This is a genomic window from Enterovibrio paralichthyis (assembly GCF_019209835.1).
Taxonomy (GTDB): domain Bacteria; phylum Pseudomonadota; class Gammaproteobacteria; order Enterobacterales; family Vibrionaceae; genus Enterovibrio; species Enterovibrio paralichthyis.
In genome coordinates this window covers 1-20666 of the sequence record NZ_JAHUTS010000005.1, presented here as the reverse complement: position 1 = coordinate 20666, position 20666 = coordinate 1, and the positions used below count along the sequence as shown (strand labels likewise).

Below are 20666 nucleotides of genomic sequence, written 5' to 3'. Positions count from 1 at the left end.
AAAAAGCCCCGTCCGGGGCTTTTTCAATTTTTACAGTAGTGCTTTAAGGCGATAGAGAGCTTCCAGTGCCTGACGTGGCGTCAGGTTATCCGGGTCCACATCCGCCAGGGCTTTTTCTACTTCACTCAATTCGGGCAACAAGGAAAGCTGCGCGGCAGGCTGGGAAACCGTATGCTCACCAGTAACCACTTCATGACCACTCGCTTCCAGTTGGCGCAATTTTGTTTTCGCGCGCTGGATGACGGTTTTTGGCACGCCAGCCAAGCCAGCTACGGCTAGGCCATAGGATTTACTCGCCGCACCTTCCTGCACCGCGTGCATAAAGGCAATTTCATCACCGTGTTCTACAGCATCCAGATGGACGTTGACCAGCCCTGGGATTTGGCCTGACAGTTCGGTCAGTTCAAAATAGTGGGTAGCAAACAAGGTCATGGCCTTGAGTTTTTCTGCCAGCCACTCAGCGCTTGCCCATGCTAAAGACAGGCCATCATAAGTGCTGGTGCCCCGGCCAATTTCATCCATCAATACCAGGCTGTTTTCGGTTGCGTTGTGAAGGATGTTGGCGGTTTCTGTCATCTCTACCATAAAGGTTGAGCGGCCAGACGCTAAATCATCCGATGCGCCGATACGGGTGAAGATACGGTCGACTGGGCCCAGTGTGACAGACTCTGCTGGCACATAAGAACCAATGTGGGCCATCAGGGTGATCAGCGCAGTCTGGCGCATGTAGGTCGATTTACCACCCATGTTTGGCCCTGTGATGATCAGCATACGGCGATCCGGGCTCAACGAAGTTGGGTTGGCGATGAAGGGTGCATCCAGCACCTGTTCAACCACAGGGTGACGACCACCGGCAATGGCGATGCCTCGCTCTGACGTCAATGTTGGGCGGCAATAACCCAGTGACTCTGCACGCTCGGCAAGGTTTGCAAGCACATCCAGTGTCGAGAGGGCTTCTGCCGCTTTCTGCAGTTGCTCCAGGTGTGGCAGTAGCTTATCAAACAGCTCTTCCCACAATTTTTTCTCCAACGCCAGCGCCTTGGATTTGGAGTTCAGCACTTTGTCTTCGTGCTCTTTCAATTCAGGAATGATGTAGCGCTCAGCGTTTTTCAGTGTCTGGCGGCGCACATAGTAAGGTGGCACCAGATGGCTCTGGCCACGGCTGACCTGTATATAAAAGCCGTGGACGGAGTTGAAACCGACTTTCAGGGTATCGATGTCATGGCGCTCACGTTCGCGGATTTCCAGCTCTTCGAGGAAGCGGGTAGCGCCGTCCGCCAGATCGCGCCACTCATCCAGTTCGGCGTTGTAGCCAGGGGCAATCACACCACCATCACGAATAACCACCGGTGGCGTTTCTACAATGGCATGCTCAAGCAGCGCAGTCAGCTCAGGCATCGGCATGCTGGCCGTTTTCAGCGGTGCGATGGATTCGTCCTGCACTTCCTCCAACAGGCATTTAATCTCCGGCAGTTGTTGCAGCGCGCCGCGTAGTCTTGCCATATCACGTGGACGTGCGGAGCGAAGCGCCAGCCGCGCCAGGATGCGCTCCATATCACCTACAGGTCGCAATACTGATGCCAATTCCACATACAGGCCGGTATCTTTCAGCGCGGTAATGGCATCCAGGCGGCGATTAACAATGGAAAAGTCGCGCATCGGTTGGTGCAGCCAGCGTTTGAGCATACGGCTACCCATTGCAGTGGCAGTTTTATCCAGCACTGAGGCAACGGTATTTTCAAAGCCGCCGGAGAGGTTCTGGGTGAGCTCCAGGTTACGGCGGGTGGCCGCATCCAGAATCACTGACTGGTCTTTATTTTCTTTTACCAGCGAACGGATATGGGGCAGGGCGGTACGCTGGGTATCTTTGACGTACTGCATCAGGCAACCGGCAGCGGCAAGCCCTAAAGAGCAGCTTTCTACGCCAAAGCCCACCAAATCACGGGTGCCAAACTGCTGGTTTAACTGCTGTTTGGCGGTTTCAAGATCAAATTCCCAGATAGGACGGCGGCGGCTGCCTTTACACATTTCTGTTAAAGCCGGGAAAGCAAAATCTTCCGGATAAAGCAATTCTGCCGGACGGGTGCGCTGAAGCTCTGCCTGCATTTCTTCTTCGCTGCCAGGTTCGCTCAGCAAAAAGCGGCCAGAGGTAATATCTAGGGTGGCATAGCCAAAGCGGTTGCCATTCGCGAAGATTGCGGCAATCAGGTTATCGACACGTTCGTTAAGCAGGGCTTCATCCGAGACAGTGCCCGGTGTCACGATACGGACAACCTGACGTTCTACCGGCCCTTTGCTGGTGGCCGGATCGCCAATTTGCTCACAAATCGCCACCGATTCTCCCAGCTGAACCAGACGGGCAAGGTAGCCTTCGACAGAATGGTAGGGAACGCCTGCCATCGGAATAGGTTCACCGGCCGAGGCGCCGCGTTTGGTCAGAGAGATATCAAGCAACTGTGATGCACGTTTGGCATCGTCGTAGAACAGCTCGTAAAAATCACCCATACGGTAGAAAAGCAGTTCTTCAGGATGCTGCGCTTTTATTTTCAGGTATTGCTGCATCATGGGCGTATGATTGGCTGTCGCTTGTACTGTCACTATCTGGCCTGCAAAATTACGATATAAGAAGAGGGAACAAGGATACGTGAATCGCGGTAAATGGGTAAAGTATCGATATCGCGATGGTGTGAATGAAATAACAGGGGGTGAGATGGAACAACTGGTAAGACTGGCCACGCAGGTTGGCGAAAAACTCAAAGAGAGCGGGCAAACAGTGACGACGGCAGAATCCTGCACTGGCGGTGGCATTGCGTATATCCTGACAGAGGTTGCAGGAAGCTCGGCATGGTTTGAACGCGGTTTTGTGACGTACAGTAATGAGGCGAAGCACGATCTGGTCGGCGTATCGACAGCCACGCTGGAAGCTTATGGTGCGGTCAGTCAGCAGGTGGTTGCTGAAATGGCGACCGGTGCGCTGGAAGCTGCCAAGGCAGATTTTGCCCTTGCAGTAAGCGGCATTGCAGGCCCAACCGGAGGAACGGAAGAAAAGCCGGTGGGGTTGGTCTGTTTTGGTTGGGCGACCCGTAATGGTGTGGTAACAGAAAAGTGTCTGTTTGATGGAGACAGGCATGATATCCGCCGCAATACCATTGCCCACAGCCTTTGTCGTTTGCTCAGTTACTTGGAAAGCGAAAAACCGGAGCAGTAACACGAAAGCGGAGAAAAAATTTTATACAGGGCTAGACACTGTATAAATGGACAGTATACTTAACAGCAATTCACAGCTATCGAACGATTATTGCTTCCGTTGGAGAATCAAATGGACGACAACAAACAGAAGGCGTTAGCCGCAGCCCTGGGTCAGATCGAAAAACAATTCGGTAAAGGTTCGATCATGCGTTTGGGTGACGACCGCACGATGGACATTGAAACCGTATCAACCGGTTCGTTGTCTCTAGATATCGCGCTGGGCGCTGGCGGTCTGCCATACGGCCGTATTGTTGAAATCTATGGTCCTGAATCATCAGGTAAAACCACACTGACTCTGCAAGTCATTGCGGAAGCACAAAAGCAAGGTAAAACCTGTGCGTTTATCGATGCTGAGCACGCGCTGGATCCAGTCTATGCACGTAAACTGCATGTTGATATCGATAACCTGCTGGTATCTCAGCCAGACACCGGTGAGCAGGCACTGGAAATCGCAGATGCCCTGACCCGCTCTGGTGCGGTTGACGTTATCATCATCGACTCCGTGGCGGCACTGACGCCAAAAGCGGAAATCGAAGGTGAAATGGGTGACTCTCACATGGGTCTGCAGGCACGTATGCTGTCTCAGGCAATGCGTAAGCTGACTGCTAACATCAAAAACAGTAACACCCTGATGATCTTCATCAACCAGATCCGTATGAAGATCGGTGTAATGTTCGGTAACCCAGAAACCACTACCGGTGGTAACGCACTGAAATTCTATGCTTCTGTCCGTCTTGATATCCGCCGTATCGGCTCTATCAAAGAAGGTGATGAAGTAGTGGGTAACGATACCCGCGTGAAAGTGGTGAAAAACAAGATTGCTGCACCATTTAAACAAGCTGAATTCCAAATCATGTACGGTGAAGGTATCAACCTTTACGGCGAGCTGATTGACCTGGGCGTGAAACACAAACTGGTTGAGAAAGCCGGTGCGTGGTACAGCTACAACGGCGACAAAATCGGCCAGGGTAAAGCGAACGCTTGTAAGTTCCTGAAAGAAAACCCTGAGATTGCGAAGGAGCTGGATAAGACCCTGCGCGATATGTTGCTGCAAAACAATGACACCCAAGGCAAAGCGCAAGTTGAAGATGCAGATCTGCCTGAAGAGGAAGCGTTCTGAGTTTAACTGCCCGAGAATTAGCGGTGGGCATGTTGTCCCGCCGCGACCATTCTGAACTGGAGCTGCGTCAAAAACTGGCGCAGCGACAGTGCCCTGCTGACGAAATTGACGCTGCCATTGAACATTGTCTTTACCACAACTGGCTGGATGATAAACGGTTTGCGGAAATGCTCCTGCGCCACGGCGTTGGCAAAGGCCATGGTTGGCAACGTATCTGCTTTGATGCCAAACGCAAAGGCATCAGTACCGCACTGCTTGAAACTGCGCAGGATAGCCAGCAGCATGACTGGTATGAACTGGCAAAAGAGTTAGCCTGTCGCCGTTTTGGTGATATCGACGGTAACCTGCCAGAGGTCGATTTCAAGCAACGTGCCAAATGGACGCGATACCTGCAAAGTCGCGGTTTCAGCTTCGATCAAATCAACTACGCACTGTCAAAAGAGCATTAAATCCCTGCTCGGTCTGCTTCTATCTTGTTTCTGCCTCTTTTCGCAATTGGTTAGGTTGTTTACAATGACCGCCAATTGACTCTGATCACGTCGCCTGTTATGCGACGCAGTGATAACTACCACTCCAATTTTCAGGATTAGCCAATGTACATGAGCACCGACGAGATCCGCCGCGCGTTTCTCGAATTCTTTGAAAGCAAAGGGCACACCATCGTGCCTAGCTCATCGCTCGTGCCTGCCAACGACCCAACACTGTTGTTCACAAACGCAGGTATGAACCAGTTTAAAGATTGCTTCCTAGGCCTAGAAAAACGCGCCTATACCCGAGCGACAACAGCACAGCGCTGTGTACGTGCCGGTGGTAAGCACAATGACCTGGAAAACGTAGGCTTCACTGCCCGTCACCACACCTTCTTTGAAATGCTGGGTAACTTCAGCTTTGGTGATTACTTCAAAGACGATGCTATCGCGTTCGCGTGGGAGTTTTTGACTGAAGTACTGCAACTGCCAAAAGATCGCCTGATGGTGACCGTGTACGAAACAGACGACGAAGCATTCGCGCTGTGGAACGAGAAAATCGGTATTCCGGCTGATCGCATCGTGCGCATTGGCGACAAGAAAGGCGGTAAGCCATACGAGTCAGATAACTTCTGGCAAATGGGTGACACCGGTCCTTGTGGTCCATGTACCGAAATTTTCTATGACCACGGCGATCACATCTGGGGTGGTCCTCCAGGTTCTCCGGAAGAAGATGGCGACCGTTTCATCGAAATCTGGAACAACGTATTTATGCAGTATAACCGTCACGCCGATGGCACCATGGAACCGCTGCCTAAGCCTTCTGTTGATACTGGTATGGGTATTGAGCGTATTGCTGCGATCATGCAGGGCGTTCATTCAAACTACGAAATCGACATCTTCCAAACCCTGATCAAATCAGCTGCGGAAGTGATTGGCTATGAAGACCTGTCTAACCAGTCTCTGCGCGTTGTGGCTGACCACATCCGTTCATGTGCCTTCCTGATCGTTGACGGCGTAATGCCTTCAAACGAAGGCCGTGGTTATGTACTGCGCCGTATTATCCGTCGTGCAGTGCGTCACGGTAACAAGCTGGGTGCAAACGGTGCATTCTTCTACAAGCTGGTTGGCCCTCTGGCTGACATCATGGGCACTGCCGGTGAAGAGCTGAAGAAGCAGCAGGCGATGGTTGAGAAAGTGCTGAAGATCGAAGAAGAAAACTTCGGTCGTACTCTGGACCGCGGTATGGCGATCCTGAACGATGCACTGGAAGCGGTTGAAGGTGATGTACTGGACGGTGAAACCGTGTTCAAACTGTACGACACCTATGGCTTCCCAGCTGACCTGACTAACGACGTAGCGCGTGAGCGTGGCTTCTCTATCGATGAAGCTGGCTTTGAAGCGGCGATGGAAGAGCAGCGCCAGCGTGCCCGTGAAGCGGGTCAGTTCGGTACAGACTACAACGCAGTGATCAAAGTAGAAGGTAACTCTGAGTTCACCGGCTACGGCGCGACAGAAGGCAAAGGCATCATTACGGATATCTTTGTTGATGGTATGGCTGCTGAGACGGTAGCGACTGCCGATGAAGCGGTTATCATTCTTGACCAGACGCCGTTCTATGCGGAATCTGGCGGTCAGTGTGGTGATGCAGGTTTCCTGATCACTGATGCGGGCAAGTTTGAAGTTATCGATACCCAGAAATACGGCGCGGCGATTGGCCACCGCGGCAAGCTGGTTGACGGTACCCTGAGCGTTGGCGACAACGTTGAAGCGCAGGTGAATGCATCACGTCGTCAGGCGATTGCCCTGAACCACTCTGCAACTCACTTGCTGCACGAAGCGCTGCGTATCGTACTGGGCGACCATGTACAGCAGAAAGGTTCTTTGGTGCGCGCTGAAGGCCTGCGTTTTGACTTCTCTCACCTGGAAGCGGTGAAGGCTGAAGAGCTGCGTGCGGTAGAAAAGTTGGTGAACGAACAAATTCGCCGCAACCACGACGTTAGCACCGAAATCATGGACATTGAGTCTGCGAAAGCAAAAGGCGCAATGGCACTGTTCGGTGAGAAGTACGACGACAATGTGCGCGTACTGACCATGGGTGATTTTTCTATCGAGCTGTGTGGTGGTACCCACGCTAACCGTACTGGTGACATCGGTATGCTGAAGATCACTTCTGAGGGTGGTATTGCAGCAGGCGTACGCCGTATTGAAGCGGTAACCGGCCAGGGTGCAGAAGAAGCGTTCTACCGTCAGCAATCAGAGTTCGCACAGAAAGTGGCTGAGTCTCAAAGCCGTGCGAAGTCACTGGAAAAAGAAATCCAATTGCTGAAAGAGAAACTGGCGGCTCAGGAAAGCGCTAGCCTGATCAACAAGGTTCAGGAAATCAACGGCATCAAAGTGCTGATCAGCAAGCTTGATGGCGCTGACAACAAAGCACTGCGCACCATGGTTGACGATCTGAAAAATCAGATGGGCAGCGGTGTCGTGTTCCTGGGGAACGTGGCTGATGACAAAGTTGGCCTGATTGCCGGTGTGACTAAAGACCTGGTTGGCAAAGTAAAAGCTGGCGACCTGGTTAACATGGTTGCGCAGCAAGTGGGTGGTAAGGGCGGTGGCCGTCCTGACATGGCACAGGCGGGTGGTACCGATGTTGCTGCACTGCCTGCGGCTCTGGAAACCGTTACACCATGGTTGACTGAGCGCCTGTAAGGTAAAGTCCCTGAGACAAATGCGTAAAGAAAGGCTTCCTATGGAAGCCTTTTTTCTTTAGTACCTTAACTCGCGTTTATTCTTTGCACTTTTTTTTTAACACTGTATAGTGCATCGCCTCAATAACGGTGCGGCTACTTTTTTGAGCAGTACCCGTTTCGATTATTCGCGCCGGTGGGATGAACTTTTCCTGCCTCGCAGTATCTGACAACGTGATCTTCTGGGCACAGGGGTCACAATGTCTGGATTCGATGTGTATTTTCTCATGGGTTAACTGGAGTTAGCTGGAGAAATAAGCCATATTGAAAAACCAGACTGGCGCTGGCTAATTTGAAGTCAAGCTTGCAAAAGGATGCTCGCAAGGAAGGAAAGTAGTTGATTGTCCGCCCCGGCGCTTACGCTGCCGTGCATATTGACTTCGCGCAGTATGAAGACCATACCGACTCAACTAATAAGAAAGTTGTAAATACTCAAGGAGTAGAAGAATGCTGATTTTGACTCGTCGCGTAGGTGAAACGCTGATGATTGGTGATGAAGTGACTGTTACTGTACTGGGCGTTAAGGGTAACCAAGTACGTATCGGCGTAAACGCACCGAAAGAGGTGTCTGTGCACCGTGAAGAAATCTACATGCGTATACAAGCAGAGAAAGGTAACCCTGCACCGACGGGCGGTAACTTCTAAGTAAACGCACTAACGTATTCGTAAAGGCCGGAAAATTTAACGGCCTTTTCTGTATCTGAAGAATACATATACCTAAACAACCTGAAGAGGCAGGATTCAGCGAGATTGACTGACGTTGTGATCGCGGCGTTCCTTTGTAGGTGTAGTCACCTCCATCAAAAAGGAACAACAAAGAGCACTGCGTCAGTCGACTCGCCCGAAGGGAGGCCATCAATGTACCCACTTCTTCGTTAAATTCCACGGAAATAGAACGACTATTCCTCGTGAAATTTGCCTCAAATTGAACGCATTGATGACCTCTGAATACGAGCATCTTCAGGTCGTTTAGGTATATCGATCGGTATAAAATAGAAATGGCTTAAAACGCTTTCCTGAATTTATACAATTTGGGAGACACGTCAGGTTGTTCATTTAAAACGCAATTGATGGTTTGATAAATCAAATATTGCGCATGTTGAGTGAGAAGTGTGCAAACGCAACGTGAATGCAGATTTTTCCCGATAAAATGTTTGACTTATTCTCGGCTCAAAGTAATATGTGCCTCCGCAAGACGGTGAGGTGGCCGAGAGGCTGAAGGCGCTCCCCTGCTAAGGGAGTATGCGGTTTATAGCCGCATCGAGGGTTCGAATCCCTCCTTCACCGCCATTCTTGCACTGCGCGACCGTAGCTCAGCTGGATAGAGTACCTGGCTACGAACCAGGCGGTCGGAGGTTCGAATCCTCCCGGTCGCGCCATTATTTATGTTTATTGATAGCGTCAGTAAACAAGCCCGAATTGTTGTGCGCTCGTAGCTCAGCTGGATAGAGTACCTGGCTACGAACCAGGCGGTCGGAGGTTCGAATCCTCCCGAGCGCGCCATGATTTGTGCGGTGAGGTGGCCGAGAGGCTGAAGGCGCTCCCCTGCTAAGGGAGTATGCGGTTTATAGCCGCATCGAGGGTTCGAATCCCTCCTTCACCGCCATTTAGTAAGTAAGTTGTGCGACCGTAGCTCAGCTGGATAGAGTACCTGGCTACGAACCAGGCGGTCGGAGGTTCGAATCCTCCCGGTCGCGCCATCCTTACTTGCTCCAACCTAGGCTTATCGCCTACCAAGGACGAAGCTCCGTTTCCGACGAAGCGCTGGCATCTGGATGATGCATGAAGTGATTACTGCGCGACCGTAGCTCAGCTGGATAGAGTACCTGGCTACGAACCAGGCGGTCGGAGGTTCGAATCCTCCCGGTCGCGCCATTTCACTTTCACCCTGATTGACACCTATAATCAATCATTGCCTGCGCGACCGTAGCTCAGCTGGATAGAGTACCTGGCTACGAACCAGGCGGTCGGAGGTTCGAATCCTCCCGGTCGCGCCATTTCTTTTGAATGTCTATTCAATTAATCCGATTGGATTATCGTTTTTCTCAAAACACACACTTCTTGTCGTTACCCGCACTTTTCCAGTTTTTCCAAATTCGCTTTTCCAGCGGTCATATCTGCAACAAAACCCACTTTTAATTCCCTGAATTTCCGTATATTTCTCCTATAAAGTTTTTGCAATCAAACACCCCAGATAACCCTGCATGTGCATTAACAAAATGATAACAATTGTGCGATTTTATTGCGTCAGAGGCCGAAAATGGCGCAAATGAAGAGTATTACAGGATTGTCATTATTGTGATTTGTTAGTATTTTGACCAATAACTTAACTCAGTGAATAAATTCTCTACAAAATGTTGAGAGGCGCGTCGCTGGGATTTGCTGTGACCACCTGTCGGTGTCAGACCGGTGGTGAAATGGAAAGGAAGCTGACATATGGATTTGGGTAGCACACTCCAACAGGCCGCAGCGCTCATGATAACGGGCATGCTGGTCGTCTTTATTTTTCTGACAGTTTTGGTCGGTTTGGTCAAACTGATGTCCCGTCTTGTCCCCGAAGAGTTGCCACCTCAGGCAACCACGACCACCACGCCCAATAATAGTGGTCAAATTCCAGGGGAAACCATCGCTGCCATTTCTGCAGCGGTGCATAAATACCGTAATCGCCAGCGTTAGCTGATGCGAAACATACAATTACAAGGAGTATTGTCGTATGTCTAAGCCACTCGCTATTACAGACGTTGTCCTGCGTGACGCGCACCAGTCGCTGTTTGCGACCCGTATGCGTCTGGATGATATGTTACCGATTGCTGCAGCGCTGGATGATGTGGGTTACTGGTCGTTAGAGACCTGGGGCGGCGCAACGTTTGATGCCTGTATCCGATATCTTGGTGAAGATCCATGGGTTCGTCTGCGCGAATTGAAAAAAGCCATGCCGAAAACCCCGATGCAAATGCTGCTTCGTGGGCAGAACCTGTTGGGTTACCGCCACTACGCGGATGATGTCGTCGATAAGTTTGTTGAACGTGCCCACGCCAATGGTATGGACGTTTTCCGCATCTTTGATGCAATGAATGACGTACGTAACTTTGAGAAAGCGGTAAAAGCTGCGGTCTCTGTCGGTGCGCACGCCCAGGGTACACTCTCTTATACCACCAGTCCTTACCATACCCTGGACACTTGGACCGATCTGGCAAAGCGTCTTGAGGACCTTGGTTGTCATTCACTTTGTATTAAAGATATGTCTGGCCTGCTCAAGCCGTATGAAGCGGAAGAGCTGATCAAACGTATTAAAGCCTCCTGTGATATTCCACTGGCACTCCATTGTCATGCAACAACTGGCCTTTCCACTGCCACCGCTGTGAAAGCGGTTGAAGCGGGTCTGGACGTTCTGGACACGGCGATTTCTTCCATGAGCCAGACTTACGGCCACACGCCAACCGAAACCGTAGTTGCCATGCTTCAGGGAACGGAGCGTGATACCGGACTGGATCTGGAGAAAATTGAACCTATTGCGGCGTACTTCCGTGAAGTGCGTAAGAAATATGCCAAGTTCGAAGGCCAGCTCAAAGGTGTGGATTCCCGAATCCTGATCGCTCAAGTACCGGGTGGCATGCTGACCAATATGGAAAGCCAGCTCAAAGAGCAGGGCGCAGCAGATCGCATCGACGAAGTACTGCTGGAAATTCCGCGCGTACGTGAAGATTTGGGTTATATCCCACTGGTAACGCCAACATCCCAAATCGTGGGCACCCAGGCGGTGATCAACGTATTGACCGGTGAGCGCTACAAGAGCATCACCAAAGAAACAGCCGGTGTGCTGAAAGGTGAATACGGCGCGGCACCTGCCGAAGTCAATAAAGACCTGCAAGCGCGGGTTCTGGATGGTGCAGACCCAATAACATGCCGTCCTGCTGATCTGTTGAAGCCTGAACTGCATATTCTGACCGACGAGCTGATCGTCAAATCGAAAGAAGAAGGCATCTTGCTGGCTGAAGCGCAGGTAGATGACGTACTGACGTATGCACTGTTCCCACAAGTCGGTCTGAAGTTCCTGAAAAACCGTGGTAATCCGGAAGCGTTCGAGCCGGCACCCGGTACAGAGCCAGCTGTGGCTCCTGCACCAACGACTGCGCCTGCGTCTACTGGGGGCGTGGAAGCTTACAGCGTTCAGGTGAACGGTCAGACTTATGATGTGGTTGTTGGTCCCCAGGGCGAATTGACGTCGGTAACGCCTGCGGCTTCACAAGCAGCACCTACTGCGCCAGCGCCTAGCGCAGGGCCATCTGAAGCTGTGGCTGCACCGCTGGCAGGTAACATTTTCAAAGTGGTGGCTAAACAAGGCCATCAGGTTCAGGAAGGCGATGTACTGCTGATCCTGGAAGCGATGAAAATGGAAACCGAAGTCCGTGCGACCCGCGCGGGTACAGTTCAAGATGTGATGGTGAAAGAGGGTGACTCAGTCACTGTCGGTTCACCGCTGATGAGTCTGGCGTAAGAGGGTAAACATGGAAGGTTTAAGGATCCTCTGGACGGAGACTGGCCTGGCTAATTTCCATTTTGGTCAGCTCATCATGATCGCCGTTGGTTGTACTTTGCTGTTTCTCGCCATCCGCAAGGGCTTTGAGCCCTTGCTGCTGTTGCCGATCGGCTTTGGTGCCATTCTCGCCAATATTCCGAATGCGGGATTTACAGAGCCAGGCGGCGTGCTGTACTACGTCTACTATGTGGGTATCGAAACGGGCATCTTCCCGCTGTTGATCTTTATGGGCGTTGGCGCCATGACAGACTTCGGGGCGCTCATCGCCAACCCACGCACGCTCTGGTTAGGGGCTGCAGCGCAGTTTGGTATCTTCGCGACGTTGTTTGGCGCGATTTTGCTGAACCTTGTGCCGGGTATGGAGTTCAACCTCGCTGATGCGGCGTCTATCGCTATCATCGGTGGTGCAGATGGCCCGACGGCGATCTTCCTCGCCAGCCGTTTGTCTCCTGACTTGCTGGGTGCGATTGCGGTGGCGGCTTACAGCTACATGGCGCTGGTACCTATTATCCAGCCGCCTATCATGAAGGCGCTGACCAACGAGGAAGAACGTAAGATTGAAATGCGCCAGCTCCGCCATGTATCAAGAACAGAAAAGATCCTGTTCCCATTGGCAGTGCTGATGATGGCAATCCTGTTCCTGCCTTCAGCTACGCCGCTGGTGGGTATGTTCTGTCTGGGTAACCTGATGCGTGAATGTGGAGTTGTTGACCGTCTGTCCAATACAGCGCAAAACGAGCTGATCAACGTGGTTACCATCTTCCTGGGACTGGCTGTTGGTTCAAAACTGCAGGCGGATCAATTCCTTCACTTTGAGACCCTGGGTATCCTGATTCTGGGCGCCGTTGCTTTCAGTATCGGTACCGCAGCGGGTGTGTTGATGGCTAAACTGCTCAACAAGGTGAGTAAAGACAGCATTAACCCATTGATTGGTGCAGCGGGTGTTTCTGCTGTACCTATGGCTGCACGTGTGGTGAACAAAGTGGGTCTGGATGCCAACCCGCACAACTTCCTGTTGATGCATGCAATGGGGCCGAACGTGGCGGGTGTATTGGGCTCAGCGGTAGCGGCGGGTGTGCTTTTGGCACTGGTCGGCGGTTAGCCAAGAAAGCCGGTTTAAAAGACATTCACAAAATAATAGGGCGGAAGGCATTGAGTCTTCCGCCTTTTTTATTAACACTGAAAAGCTCGAGGCTGCAAAAAAGGACGATACGCATGGCTAACCTTCAACTGGCAATCACCGCGTTTGGCGGGCCGGAAACCCTCAAGCTCCAAACCACCGACATCCCGGTACCTGCAGACAATCAGGTATTGGTCAAAGTCGCTTATGCCGGGGTAAACCCGATTGATGCCAAAACCCGCGCAGGGTTGGGATGGGGCGCAGAGAAAATCAAAGACAGCCTGCCGTGGGTACCTGGCTTTGATGTCGCCGGTATCGTTGCTCGGGATGCCGGAGAGTTTAAAGCCGGTGACCGTGTGGTCGGCCGCATTGTCGAAGGTGGTGGCTATGGCCAGTATCTCTGTGCAGACAAGTCAGCGTTGGCAAGGGTGCCAGACAGTGTCCCGCTGGAGATTGCCGCCACATTTCCCGTCGCAGGGCTGACGGCACTTCAGGTGCTGGAACATGCCGATGTGCGCCATCAGGACAGAGTGTTGATCCTCGCCGGTGCCGGTGGGGTTGGTCATATCGCAATCCAGCTTGCCAACATCAACGGTGCAACAGTGTATGCCTCTTGTTCGACAGCCAATGTGGACTTTGTCTCTTCCCTGGGGGCGGAGGCGGTGGATTACCACAAAGCTCCCGTGGAAGAGCAGGTGAAAGATATCGATGTGCTGATTGATTTGATGGGCGGCGATGTAGGTGAAGCGGCGCTTCAATGCGTCAAGCCGTCAGGGCGCGTGGTAACTGTCCCTACCATCACTGCACCGCGTATCATCGAGGCAGCCAAGCAACGAGGCATTGAAGCCAAAGGGATGCTGGTGCAGCCAAGTGTAGAGGATCTGGATGTTCTGCTTCACGCCGCCGATGAAGGGAAACTGCGCATCACCATCAGTGCCACCTACCCGTTAAAGCAAGGCGTCCAAGCCCATAAAGATATAGAAAGTGGCCGCACACGCGGCAAAATCATTTTGGAGATCCCCCAGTAATGTGTCGTTACGACAAATATGAAGCCTTTATTTTCGATCTCGATGGCACTTTGATTGATTCAATGCCGGGTCACTATGCGGCCTGGCTGCAAACAGCTGCAGATTTTGGATTTGACGTTGATGAAGCTTGGTACCACACACGCGGTGGCAGCCCAACCCTGCTGACGGCCAAGTCGCTGGTGGAAGAGAAAGACCTGGATATAGATCCGGCGGTGCTTGCTGCCCATAAAACACAGCAATTCAAAGCCATCATGGAAGATCATCTCGAGATCTTGCCGTTTGCGGAAGTGGCTCGGCATTTCGCAGGTAAAAAGCCGATAGCAGTTGGAACCGGTACCCTGACAGATATTGCTGAACGAATGTTGGAAAAGACCGGTCTTTTACCTTTGATGGATGTCGTTGTCGGTGCTGATCAGGTGTCTGCCCATAAACCCGAACCGGATACTTTCCTGCGCTGTGCTGAACGATTAAACGTGGCACCGGAAAAATGCCTGGTGTTCGAAGATGCGGTGTTTGGTATCAACGCAGCGAAAGCGGCAGGCATGGATGTCATTGATGTTCGGGTGACAGACATTGGATTGGATTAGTGGTGACTCGGCGCTGTGGGTGTTGTTTTCAACCGGTTTTCTCAGCGCCACCTTGCTTCCTGGCGGTTCGGAAGCCAACCTCGTTTTACTGCTTAAGCAAAACCAGTTCAGCGTGGCGACACTGGTGTTGGTCGCCACCTTAGGTAACACGCTGGGGGGCATGACCAACTATTGGATTGGTCGTTTCATTCCTGCGCGAACCCTTGAGCAGAAACACGGTCAAAGAGCCATTAACTGGCTTCAACGCTACGGTTACTGGACCTTGTTGCTGAGCTGGCTACCCATTATCGGCGACCCGCTTTGCCTGGCTGCTGGCTGGCTGAGACTCAAGCAGCGTTGGTGCTGGCTCTTGATTGCCATGGGCAAAGCCCTCAGATACGTGATACTGGCACTCGTGACCCGAGGCTTACTGTTTTAATTTTTATCAAAGGATAGCGTGTGCGTTATTTTATCCTGACGGCAACCCTGTTTGGGTTGTCAGGGTGTGGCATCTTTCCGTCCACACCCGTGCTGCCTGATGGCGTCACTTTTATTGAAGAAAAAGGCGCTACGGGTGACGCCCCGGCCATCCCCTATCAAAAATACCGTCTCTCCAACGGCTTGACGGTGTTGCTTCACCCTGATGATTCCGATCCACTGGTTCATGTGGATGTGACCTATCATGTCGGCTCGGCTCGTGAAGAGCCGGGTAAGTCCGGCTTTGCCCACTTCTTTGAGCACATGATGTTCCAGGGATCGGAGCATGTCGGCGACCAGCAGCATTTCAAATTGGTGACGGAATCCGGCGGCAGCGTGAACGGGACGACCAACCGAGACCGCACCAACTACTACGAAACCGTGCCTGCCAATGAGCTGGAAAAAATGCTGTGGCTGGAATCTGACCGCATGGGCTTTTTGCTGGATGCCGTCTCCCAGCGCAAGTTTGAAATCCAGCGCGATACGGTAAAAAACGAACGGGCACAGAACTACGACAACCGCCCTTATGGCCTGGTGCAGGAAACCCTGTCAGCCAGTCTGTACCCGCCGACGCATCCCTACAGCTGGCCGACTATCGGCTATGTCGAAGATCTCAATGGCGTGGACGTGGATGATCTGAAAGCCTTCTTCCTGCACTGGTATGGCCCGAACAACGCCACCCTCAGCATTGGCGGTGATATCGATGTTGCCAAAACCCTAGAGTGGGTAGAGAAATACTTTGGCGATATTCCTGCCGGGCCCGAGGTGAAAACCGCAGATAAATGGCCGGTGACCCTGGACGCTAACCGCTTCGTTACTCTTGAAGACAATATCCAGCAGCCGATGCTGGTGATGACCTGGCCAACGGAATACCCAGGGGCAGACTCCCGTGTCGCGCTCGACATGCTCGCCTCTGTGCTGGGGCAGGGACGTAACAGTCTGCTTTATCAGGAACTGGTTAAACCGGGCAAGGTACTGAGTGCCAGCGCATATCAGGACTGTGCCGAGCTTGCCTGTAACCTTCAGGTATACGTGCTGGGCAATCAGGGCCAGAGCCTGCAATCGCTACGTAAAGATGTCATGGGTGTACTGGCTTCCCTCAAGACGCGGGGCATCAAAGCGGATGATCTGGCGCAGGTGAAAGGCAGTGCTGAGGCCAGCGCCGTATTTGGCCTGCAAAGTGTGCACGGTAAAGTGGCACAACTGGCCTCCAATGAGACCTTCTATGGCGAGCCGGATAGGCTGGCTATCTGGCTTGATGAGCTAGACGATGTCTCGACCGGGGAAGTGGAAGCAGCCTTTGACCGCTTTATCTGGAATAAGCCATCACTGAGCCTGTCGGTCGTGCCGGTTGGCAAAACCAGCCTCGCTGCTGCAGCCCCCAACTTTTCGCCGGTGCGTGCCAAAACAGACGGTAACGCGGATACCGGTGATGCATCGTTAGCGTTGCGTGAAACACCGGAAACCTTTGACCGTTCTGTGATACCAAAACCAGACAGCGCTGTAACGGTGAAAGTGCCGAAGCTTTACAGGGCCAAATTGGACAATGGTATTCAAATTGCCGGTGCAACGTCAGATGAAACGCCAACAGTGACCGTTCACCTGATTTTACCTGCAGGCAGCTTGATGGAGCCGGAAGGTAAAAATGGCCTGGCGTCGCTGACTGCTGATCTGCTGGCAGAGGGAACCACCAACCGCACCAGTGAAGCGATTGCAGCCGAGCTGGATCGCCTTGGGTCCAGTATCAGCGTCAGTGCGTCTTCCCGTGGCACCACTATCAGTGTTTCTTCCCTGACTAAAAACCTCGAAGAAACCCTGACCCTTGCAGGCGATATGCTGTTTCATCCCAAGTTCGACGAGGCTGATTTCGAACGTCTGAAAAAACAGGCGTTGGAAAGTATCCAGTTCAGTCACCAGACACCCCAGTGGCAGGCAAGTCAGGCAAGACGCCATGTGCTGTTCAGTGACCCGTGGCATGCATTGCCATCGGAAGGCACCCTTGAAACGCTGGGTGCGCTGACTGTCGGCGATGTGAAAGACTTCTATGCCCGTCACTACACCCCGGATTCGGCAAGACTGATTGCTGTCGGTGATATCGACAAATCCACCCTGTTGTCGAGTATTAACGGCTTGGCAGCATGGAAAGGGGAGCCTGCAACGGCACCGGCTAAGACCCTGATTAAGGAATACAGCAAACCGCAAATCTGGCTGGTGGACAAACCTGGTGCACCGCAAAGCGTGGTGCAGATGGTGCGCCATGCCATGCCTTACGACGCCACCGGCGAGATGTTTAAAACCCAGCTGGCTAACTTCAACCTTGCCGGAAACTTTAACTCACGCCTGAACCTGAACCTGCGCGAAGACAAGGGTTACACCTATGGGGCAAGCGGTTATGTCTATGGCGATCAGGATAAAGGCGTTGTCGTATATCAGGCACAGGTGCGCGCAGACAGCACAGCCGATACGGTCAAAGAGATGCAAAGTGAACTGCGCAACATGGCCGAGAACGGTATGACTGACGAAGAGCTGGCCTTTTTGCGCCTGGCTGTCGGGCAAAATGAAGCCCTGAGCTATGAAACGCCGGGGGATAAGGCGGGACTGATCGCCAATATGATGCGCAACAATCTGCCCGCCGACTACAAGGCAAAACAGAAAGCGATCATCGATACAGTCTCGAAAGAAACACTCAATGAACTGGCAAAAATCTGGTTTGCGCCCGAAGATTATCAGGTGATTATTGTCGGTGATGCAAAGGCGCTGGCGCCATCATTGAGCACCTTGGGACTGCCGGTTAAGCGTCTGACTATTGAGAACTGACGCCACGTTACCGACAGTGTAAGCCGAGTGAGAAACAGTGAGATGGCTTTTGCCACCAAGAGTGATTATGCTTAGTCATCTTACTGCTTTAATTACAATAAAAGAGTGCAGCCTTGACTAGTTTTTCCCAAAGGTTGGAAGCGTTCTCCGCAAACCCGGAAGCGCTCAGCGGCATTGGCAGAGGCGTTGAACGCGAAGCATTGCGGATCACCCCGCAAGGTACCCTGTCAGCCGCCCACCACCCTGATGCGTTAGGTTCTGCCCTGACCCACAAATGGATCACAACCGATTTTGCTGAGCAGTTGCTGGAATTTATCACGCCTGTCAGCCATTCGGTGCCGGAGATGCTCAACCAACTCCAGGACATCCACCGTTTCACCTACCGTGCGCTGGGAGAAGAGTCCCTTTGGCCGTTGTCGATGCCGTGCTATGTCGGTGAGGAAGATGACATCACGCTAGCACAGTATGGATCGTCCAATGTTGGCCGCATGAAAACCCTGTACCGCCAGGGACTGAAACACCGCTACGGCAGTGTCATGCAGATCATTTCCGGTGTGCATTTCAACTTCTCGTTTTCAGACAGTTTTTGGCAGCAGTTGTTTGGCGATCAGACACCTTACGCGAGACAGGAATCCGTGTCTGAAGCGTACTTCGGCCTGATCCGTAATTACTACCGCTTTGGCTGGATGATCCCGTATCTGTTCGGTGCATCCCCGGCGCTGTGTGGCTCTTTTATCAATAAAGCAGCGACTAACCTGCCGTTTGAAACTGTCGGCAATGGTACCTGTTACCTGCCGTATGCCACCTCCCTGCGCCTGAGCGATCTGGGTTATACCAACAACGCGCAAAGCAGCCTGAAAATCGGCTTTAACGGTCTGGAGCAATACCTTCAGGGCGTACGTGCGGCGATTGGTACTCCATCAGAAGATTTCGCCAGAATTGGCGTGAAGGACGAGAACGGTTTCCGTCAGCTCAACAGCAATGTACTGCAGATAGAAAACGAGCTTTATGCGCCAATCCGTCCGAAACGTGTCACGAAAAGTGGCGAGAAACCGTCGGAAGCGCTGGAGCGTGGTGGCGTTGAGTACATCGAAGTCCGCTCGCTGGACGTCAACCCGTTCAGTCCGGTCGGTATTGATGACTACCAGGTGTACTTCCTCGACCTGTTCCTGACCTGGAGTGTGCTGTCAGAGTCTGCACCAATGACTGATTGCGAGCTGCAATGCTGGCGCCAAAACTGGAGCAAGGTGGTACTGGAAGGCCGTAAGCCTGGGTTGACCCTGCAGATCGGTTGTGACGGTGAGCAACTAACCCAGGCGGAGTGGGGACGCCGTGTCTTTGCGGACTTGTCTGCACTGGCGGTGGTGATGGACGAAGCCTTTGGCGGTGATAATTACCTGCGCACCTGTAACGAGCTGGTGACCTGGTTCGACGAGCCGGAAAAAACACTGTCAGCCCGTATGCTGAAGTCCATTCTGGAAACCGAGAGTATTGGTAAAGTGGGTCTGGAGATCGCCAAAGGAAATCGCGAGCTGTTTGCCGGCGGCGACTATGTCACGTTTTCAGAGCAGCAGTTCAAAGATGAAAGCGAAGCCAGTGTGAAGCGTCAGCAAGATGTGGAACAGGGCGACGCAATCAGCTTTGAGCAGTACCTGGCTGAGTATTTTGGTGATAGTGTATCCCTGTAGTGATACCCAACATCTTGTATAAAGGTCGGTATTACCGGCCTTTTTTACGTTTGATACCCAGAGAAAGAGAAAACACCATGCATGCTTGTTCCAAGTGGATGCTCATGTTCACGGCGCTCGCACTGACCGGTTGCGCGGCAGCGCCACCGAAAAACCAGGACAACATCTGCAGCATATTCCGCCAGTATGACGACTGGTATGAAGATGCGGTGGATATGCAAGAGGACTGGGGAACACCGATCCACGTTGCCATGGCTTTTGTGAAACAGGAAAGTTCCTATGTTCATGATGCATTGCCACCACGAGACTATGTGCTTTGGGTGATCCCATGGGGGCGCGTGAGCAGCGCTTACGGCTATGCGCAGGCACAGGATCCGGCGTGGGAGGATTACCAGAAAGCGACGGATAATGGTGGGTCGCGGACAGATTTCGGGGATGCGCTGCAGTTTATCGGTTGGTACACCAGTGAAACCCAGCGCCAGTTGGGCATTTCCAAATGGGATGCCTATAACCAGTACCTGGCCTATCACGAAGGGCGCGGGGGATATAAGCGCGGTGTGTATAAATCCAAACCCAAGGTGATGCAGGTAGCTCGTAAAGTGGAGCGCCAGGCCAAAACCTATGGTGCTCAGCTACAGAGTTGCCGCAAGGAGCTGGAAGACAACCGCAGCTGGTGGCCGTTTTAATCCCTGCACTATCAAGCCAAAAAGCGCCGTTGTCGGCTAATGCCGATCAGTTAAGAGATAAATGATCGGTTGAACGATCCAACAGATGGCTTATAAAGGCTCTAAGTCCCCATACTTAGAGCCTTTTATTTTGCAATTGACCACAGCCCTTACCCTCGCGA

The 20666-nt window shown here is 52.4% G+C and carries 15 protein-coding genes and 7 tRNA genes; 21 read left to right on the top strand and 1 reads right to left on the bottom strand.

Annotated features, from left to right (window positions below):
- Positions 1 to 30 precede the first annotated feature (30 nt).
- A complete protein-coding gene (gene mutS / locus KU854_RS07665) occupies positions 31 to 2565 on the bottom strand; it encodes a DNA mismatch repair protein MutS (protein WP_255555480.1) in 2535 nt (844 codons plus the stop codon).
- Positions 2566 to 2710: 145 nt separating this feature from the next.
- Between mutS and pncC the strand changes: the two genes are divergently transcribed.
- The 21 genes from pncC to KU854_RS07560 all read left to right on the top strand — a co-directional run bounded on the left by pncC (position 2711) and on the right by KU854_RS07560 (position 20505).
- Positions 2711 to 3208 carry a nicotinamide-nucleotide amidase gene (gene pncC, locus KU854_RS07660; protein WP_218357844.1) on the top strand — a complete coding sequence of 166 codons (498 nt, stop codon included), beginning with the start codon at positions 2711 to 2713 and terminating at the stop codon, positions 3206 to 3208.
- 111 nt (positions 3209 to 3319) lie between these two features.
- On the top strand, positions 3320 to 4369 hold the full coding sequence (gene recA, locus KU854_RS07655) for a recombinase RecA (protein WP_218357843.1): 1050 nt from the start codon (positions 3320 to 3322) through the stop codon (positions 4367 to 4369).
- The gene (locus tag KU854_RS07650) at positions 4366 to 4818 is read left to right on the top strand and encodes a regulatory protein RecX (RefSeq protein ID WP_418885846.1); all 453 of its coding nucleotides are present in this window, start codon (positions 4366 to 4368) and stop codon (positions 4816 to 4818) included. Before recA ends, KU854_RS07650 begins: the two co-directional genes overlap by 4 nt.
- Before the next feature lie 144 nt (positions 4819 to 4962).
- Positions 4963 to 7545, top strand: a complete 2583-nt coding sequence (gene alaS / locus KU854_RS07645; protein ID WP_218357841.1) for an alanine--tRNA ligase — start codon at positions 4963 to 4965, stop codon at positions 7543 to 7545.
- A 485-nt stretch (positions 7546 to 8030) separates the two neighbouring features.
- On the top strand, positions 8031 to 8228 hold the full coding sequence (csrA, locus tag KU854_RS07640; RefSeq protein WP_002537591.1) for a carbon storage regulator CsrA: 198 nt from the start codon (positions 8031 to 8033) through the stop codon (positions 8226 to 8228).
- Between the two features lie 552 nt (positions 8229 to 8780).
- Positions 8781 to 8873: transfer RNA gene (locus KU854_RS07635), tRNA-Ser, on the top strand.
- 12 nt (positions 8874 to 8885) lie between these two features.
- Positions 8886 to 8962: transfer RNA gene (locus tag KU854_RS07630), tRNA-Arg, on the top strand.
- 47 nt (positions 8963 to 9009) lie between these two features.
- Positions 9010 to 9086 (top strand) — tRNA-Arg (locus tag KU854_RS07625).
- Between the two features lie 10 nt (positions 9087 to 9096).
- Positions 9097 to 9189, top strand: a tRNA-Ser gene (locus KU854_RS07620).
- A gap of 17 nt (positions 9190 to 9206) precedes the next feature.
- Positions 9207 to 9283: transfer RNA gene (locus tag KU854_RS07615), tRNA-Arg, on the top strand.
- 98 nt (positions 9284 to 9381) lie between these two features.
- Positions 9382 to 9458, top strand: a tRNA-Arg gene (locus tag KU854_RS07610).
- A gap of 45 nt (positions 9459 to 9503) precedes the next feature.
- Positions 9504 to 9580, top strand: a tRNA-Arg gene (locus KU854_RS07605).
- Positions 9581 to 10019: 439 nt separating this feature from the next.
- Positions 10020 to 10259 (top strand): oxaloacetate decarboxylase subunit gamma, encoded by a 240-nt coding sequence (locus KU854_RS07600; RefSeq protein ID WP_054779901.1) that lies wholly within the window; start codon positions 10020 to 10022, stop codon positions 10257 to 10259.
- Between the two features lie 37 nt (positions 10260 to 10296).
- Positions 10297 to 12081, top strand: a complete 1785-nt coding sequence (oadA, locus tag KU854_RS07595; RefSeq protein WP_218357840.1) for a sodium-extruding oxaloacetate decarboxylase subunit alpha — start codon at positions 10297 to 10299, stop codon at positions 12079 to 12081.
- Positions 12082 to 12091: 10 nt separating this feature from the next.
- Positions 12092 to 13225, top strand: coding sequence for a sodium ion-translocating decarboxylase subunit beta (locus tag KU854_RS07590; protein ID WP_218357839.1), 1134 nt, complete (start codon positions 12092 to 12094; stop codon positions 13223 to 13225).
- A 113-nt stretch (positions 13226 to 13338) separates the two neighbouring features.
- Positions 13339 to 14271, top strand: coding sequence for an NADP-dependent oxidoreductase (locus KU854_RS07585; RefSeq protein WP_218357837.1), 933 nt, complete (start codon positions 13339 to 13341; stop codon positions 14269 to 14271).
- Entirely contained in the window at positions 14271 to 14858 is a 588-nt protein-coding gene (yqaB, locus tag KU854_RS07580) for a fructose-1-phosphate/6-phosphogluconate phosphatase (protein ID WP_218357835.1), read from the top strand. Before KU854_RS07585 ends, yqaB begins: the two co-directional genes overlap by 1 nt.
- The gene (locus tag KU854_RS07575; RefSeq protein WP_218357833.1) at positions 14845 to 15276 is read left to right on the top strand and encodes a YqaA family protein; all 432 of its coding nucleotides are present in this window, start codon (positions 14845 to 14847) and stop codon (positions 15274 to 15276) included. The genes yqaB and KU854_RS07575 overlap by 14 nt, the downstream gene beginning before the upstream one ends.
- Before the next feature lie 20 nt (positions 15277 to 15296).
- Complete coding sequence (locus tag KU854_RS07570) at positions 15297 to 18131, top strand: M16 family metallopeptidase (protein ID WP_218357831.1); 2835 nt, start codon at positions 15297 to 15299, stop codon at positions 18129 to 18131.
- Between the two features lie 113 nt (positions 18132 to 18244).
- Positions 18245 to 19819, top strand: a complete 1575-nt coding sequence (gshA, locus tag KU854_RS07565) for a glutamate--cysteine ligase (protein ID WP_418885844.1) — start codon at positions 18245 to 18247, stop codon at positions 19817 to 19819.
- 77 nt (positions 19820 to 19896) lie between these two features.
- A complete protein-coding gene (locus KU854_RS07560; RefSeq protein WP_054779904.1) occupies positions 19897 to 20505 on the top strand; it encodes a transglycosylase SLT domain-containing protein in 609 nt (202 codons plus the stop codon).
- Positions 20506 to 20666: the final 161 nt, after the last annotated feature.

What these genes read in the sequence shown, in the direction of transcription:
- KU854_RS07560 (WP_054779904.1), top strand. Translation starts at nt 19,897, where the DNA reads ATGCATGCTTGTTCCAAGTGGATGCTCATGTTCACGGCGCTCGCACTG.
- alaS (WP_218357841.1), top strand. Translation starts at nt 4,963, where the DNA reads ATGTACATGAGCACCGACGAGATCCGCCGCGCGTTTCTCGAATTCTTT.
- yqaB (WP_218357835.1), top strand. Translation starts at nt 14,271, where the DNA reads ATGTGTCGTTACGACAAATATGAAGCCTTTATTTTCGATCTCGATGGC.
- recA (WP_218357843.1), top strand. Translation starts at nt 3,320, where the DNA reads ATGGACGACAACAAACAGAAGGCGTTAGCCGCAGCCCTGGGTCAGATC.
- KU854_RS07585 (WP_218357837.1), top strand. Translation starts at nt 13,339, where the DNA reads ATGGCTAACCTTCAACTGGCAATCACCGCGTTTGGCGGGCCGGAAACC.
- csrA (WP_002537591.1), top strand. Translation starts at nt 8,031, where the DNA reads ATGCTGATTTTGACTCGTCGCGTAGGTGAAACGCTGATGATTGGTGAT.
- oadA (WP_218357840.1), top strand. Translation starts at nt 10,297, where the DNA reads ATGTCTAAGCCACTCGCTATTACAGACGTTGTCCTGCGTGACGCGCAC.
- KU854_RS07600 (WP_054779901.1), top strand. Translation starts at nt 10,020, where the DNA reads ATGGATTTGGGTAGCACACTCCAACAGGCCGCAGCGCTCATGATAACG.
- pncC (WP_218357844.1), top strand. Translation starts at nt 2,711, where the DNA reads ATGGAACAACTGGTAAGACTGGCCACGCAGGTTGGCGAAAAACTCAAA.
- KU854_RS07590 (WP_218357839.1), top strand. Translation starts at nt 12,092, where the DNA reads ATGGAAGGTTTAAGGATCCTCTGGACGGAGACTGGCCTGGCTAATTTC.
- mutS (WP_255555480.1), bottom strand. Translation starts at nt 2,565, where the DNA reads ATGATGCAGCAATACCTGAAAATAAAAGCGCAGCATCCTGAAGAACTG.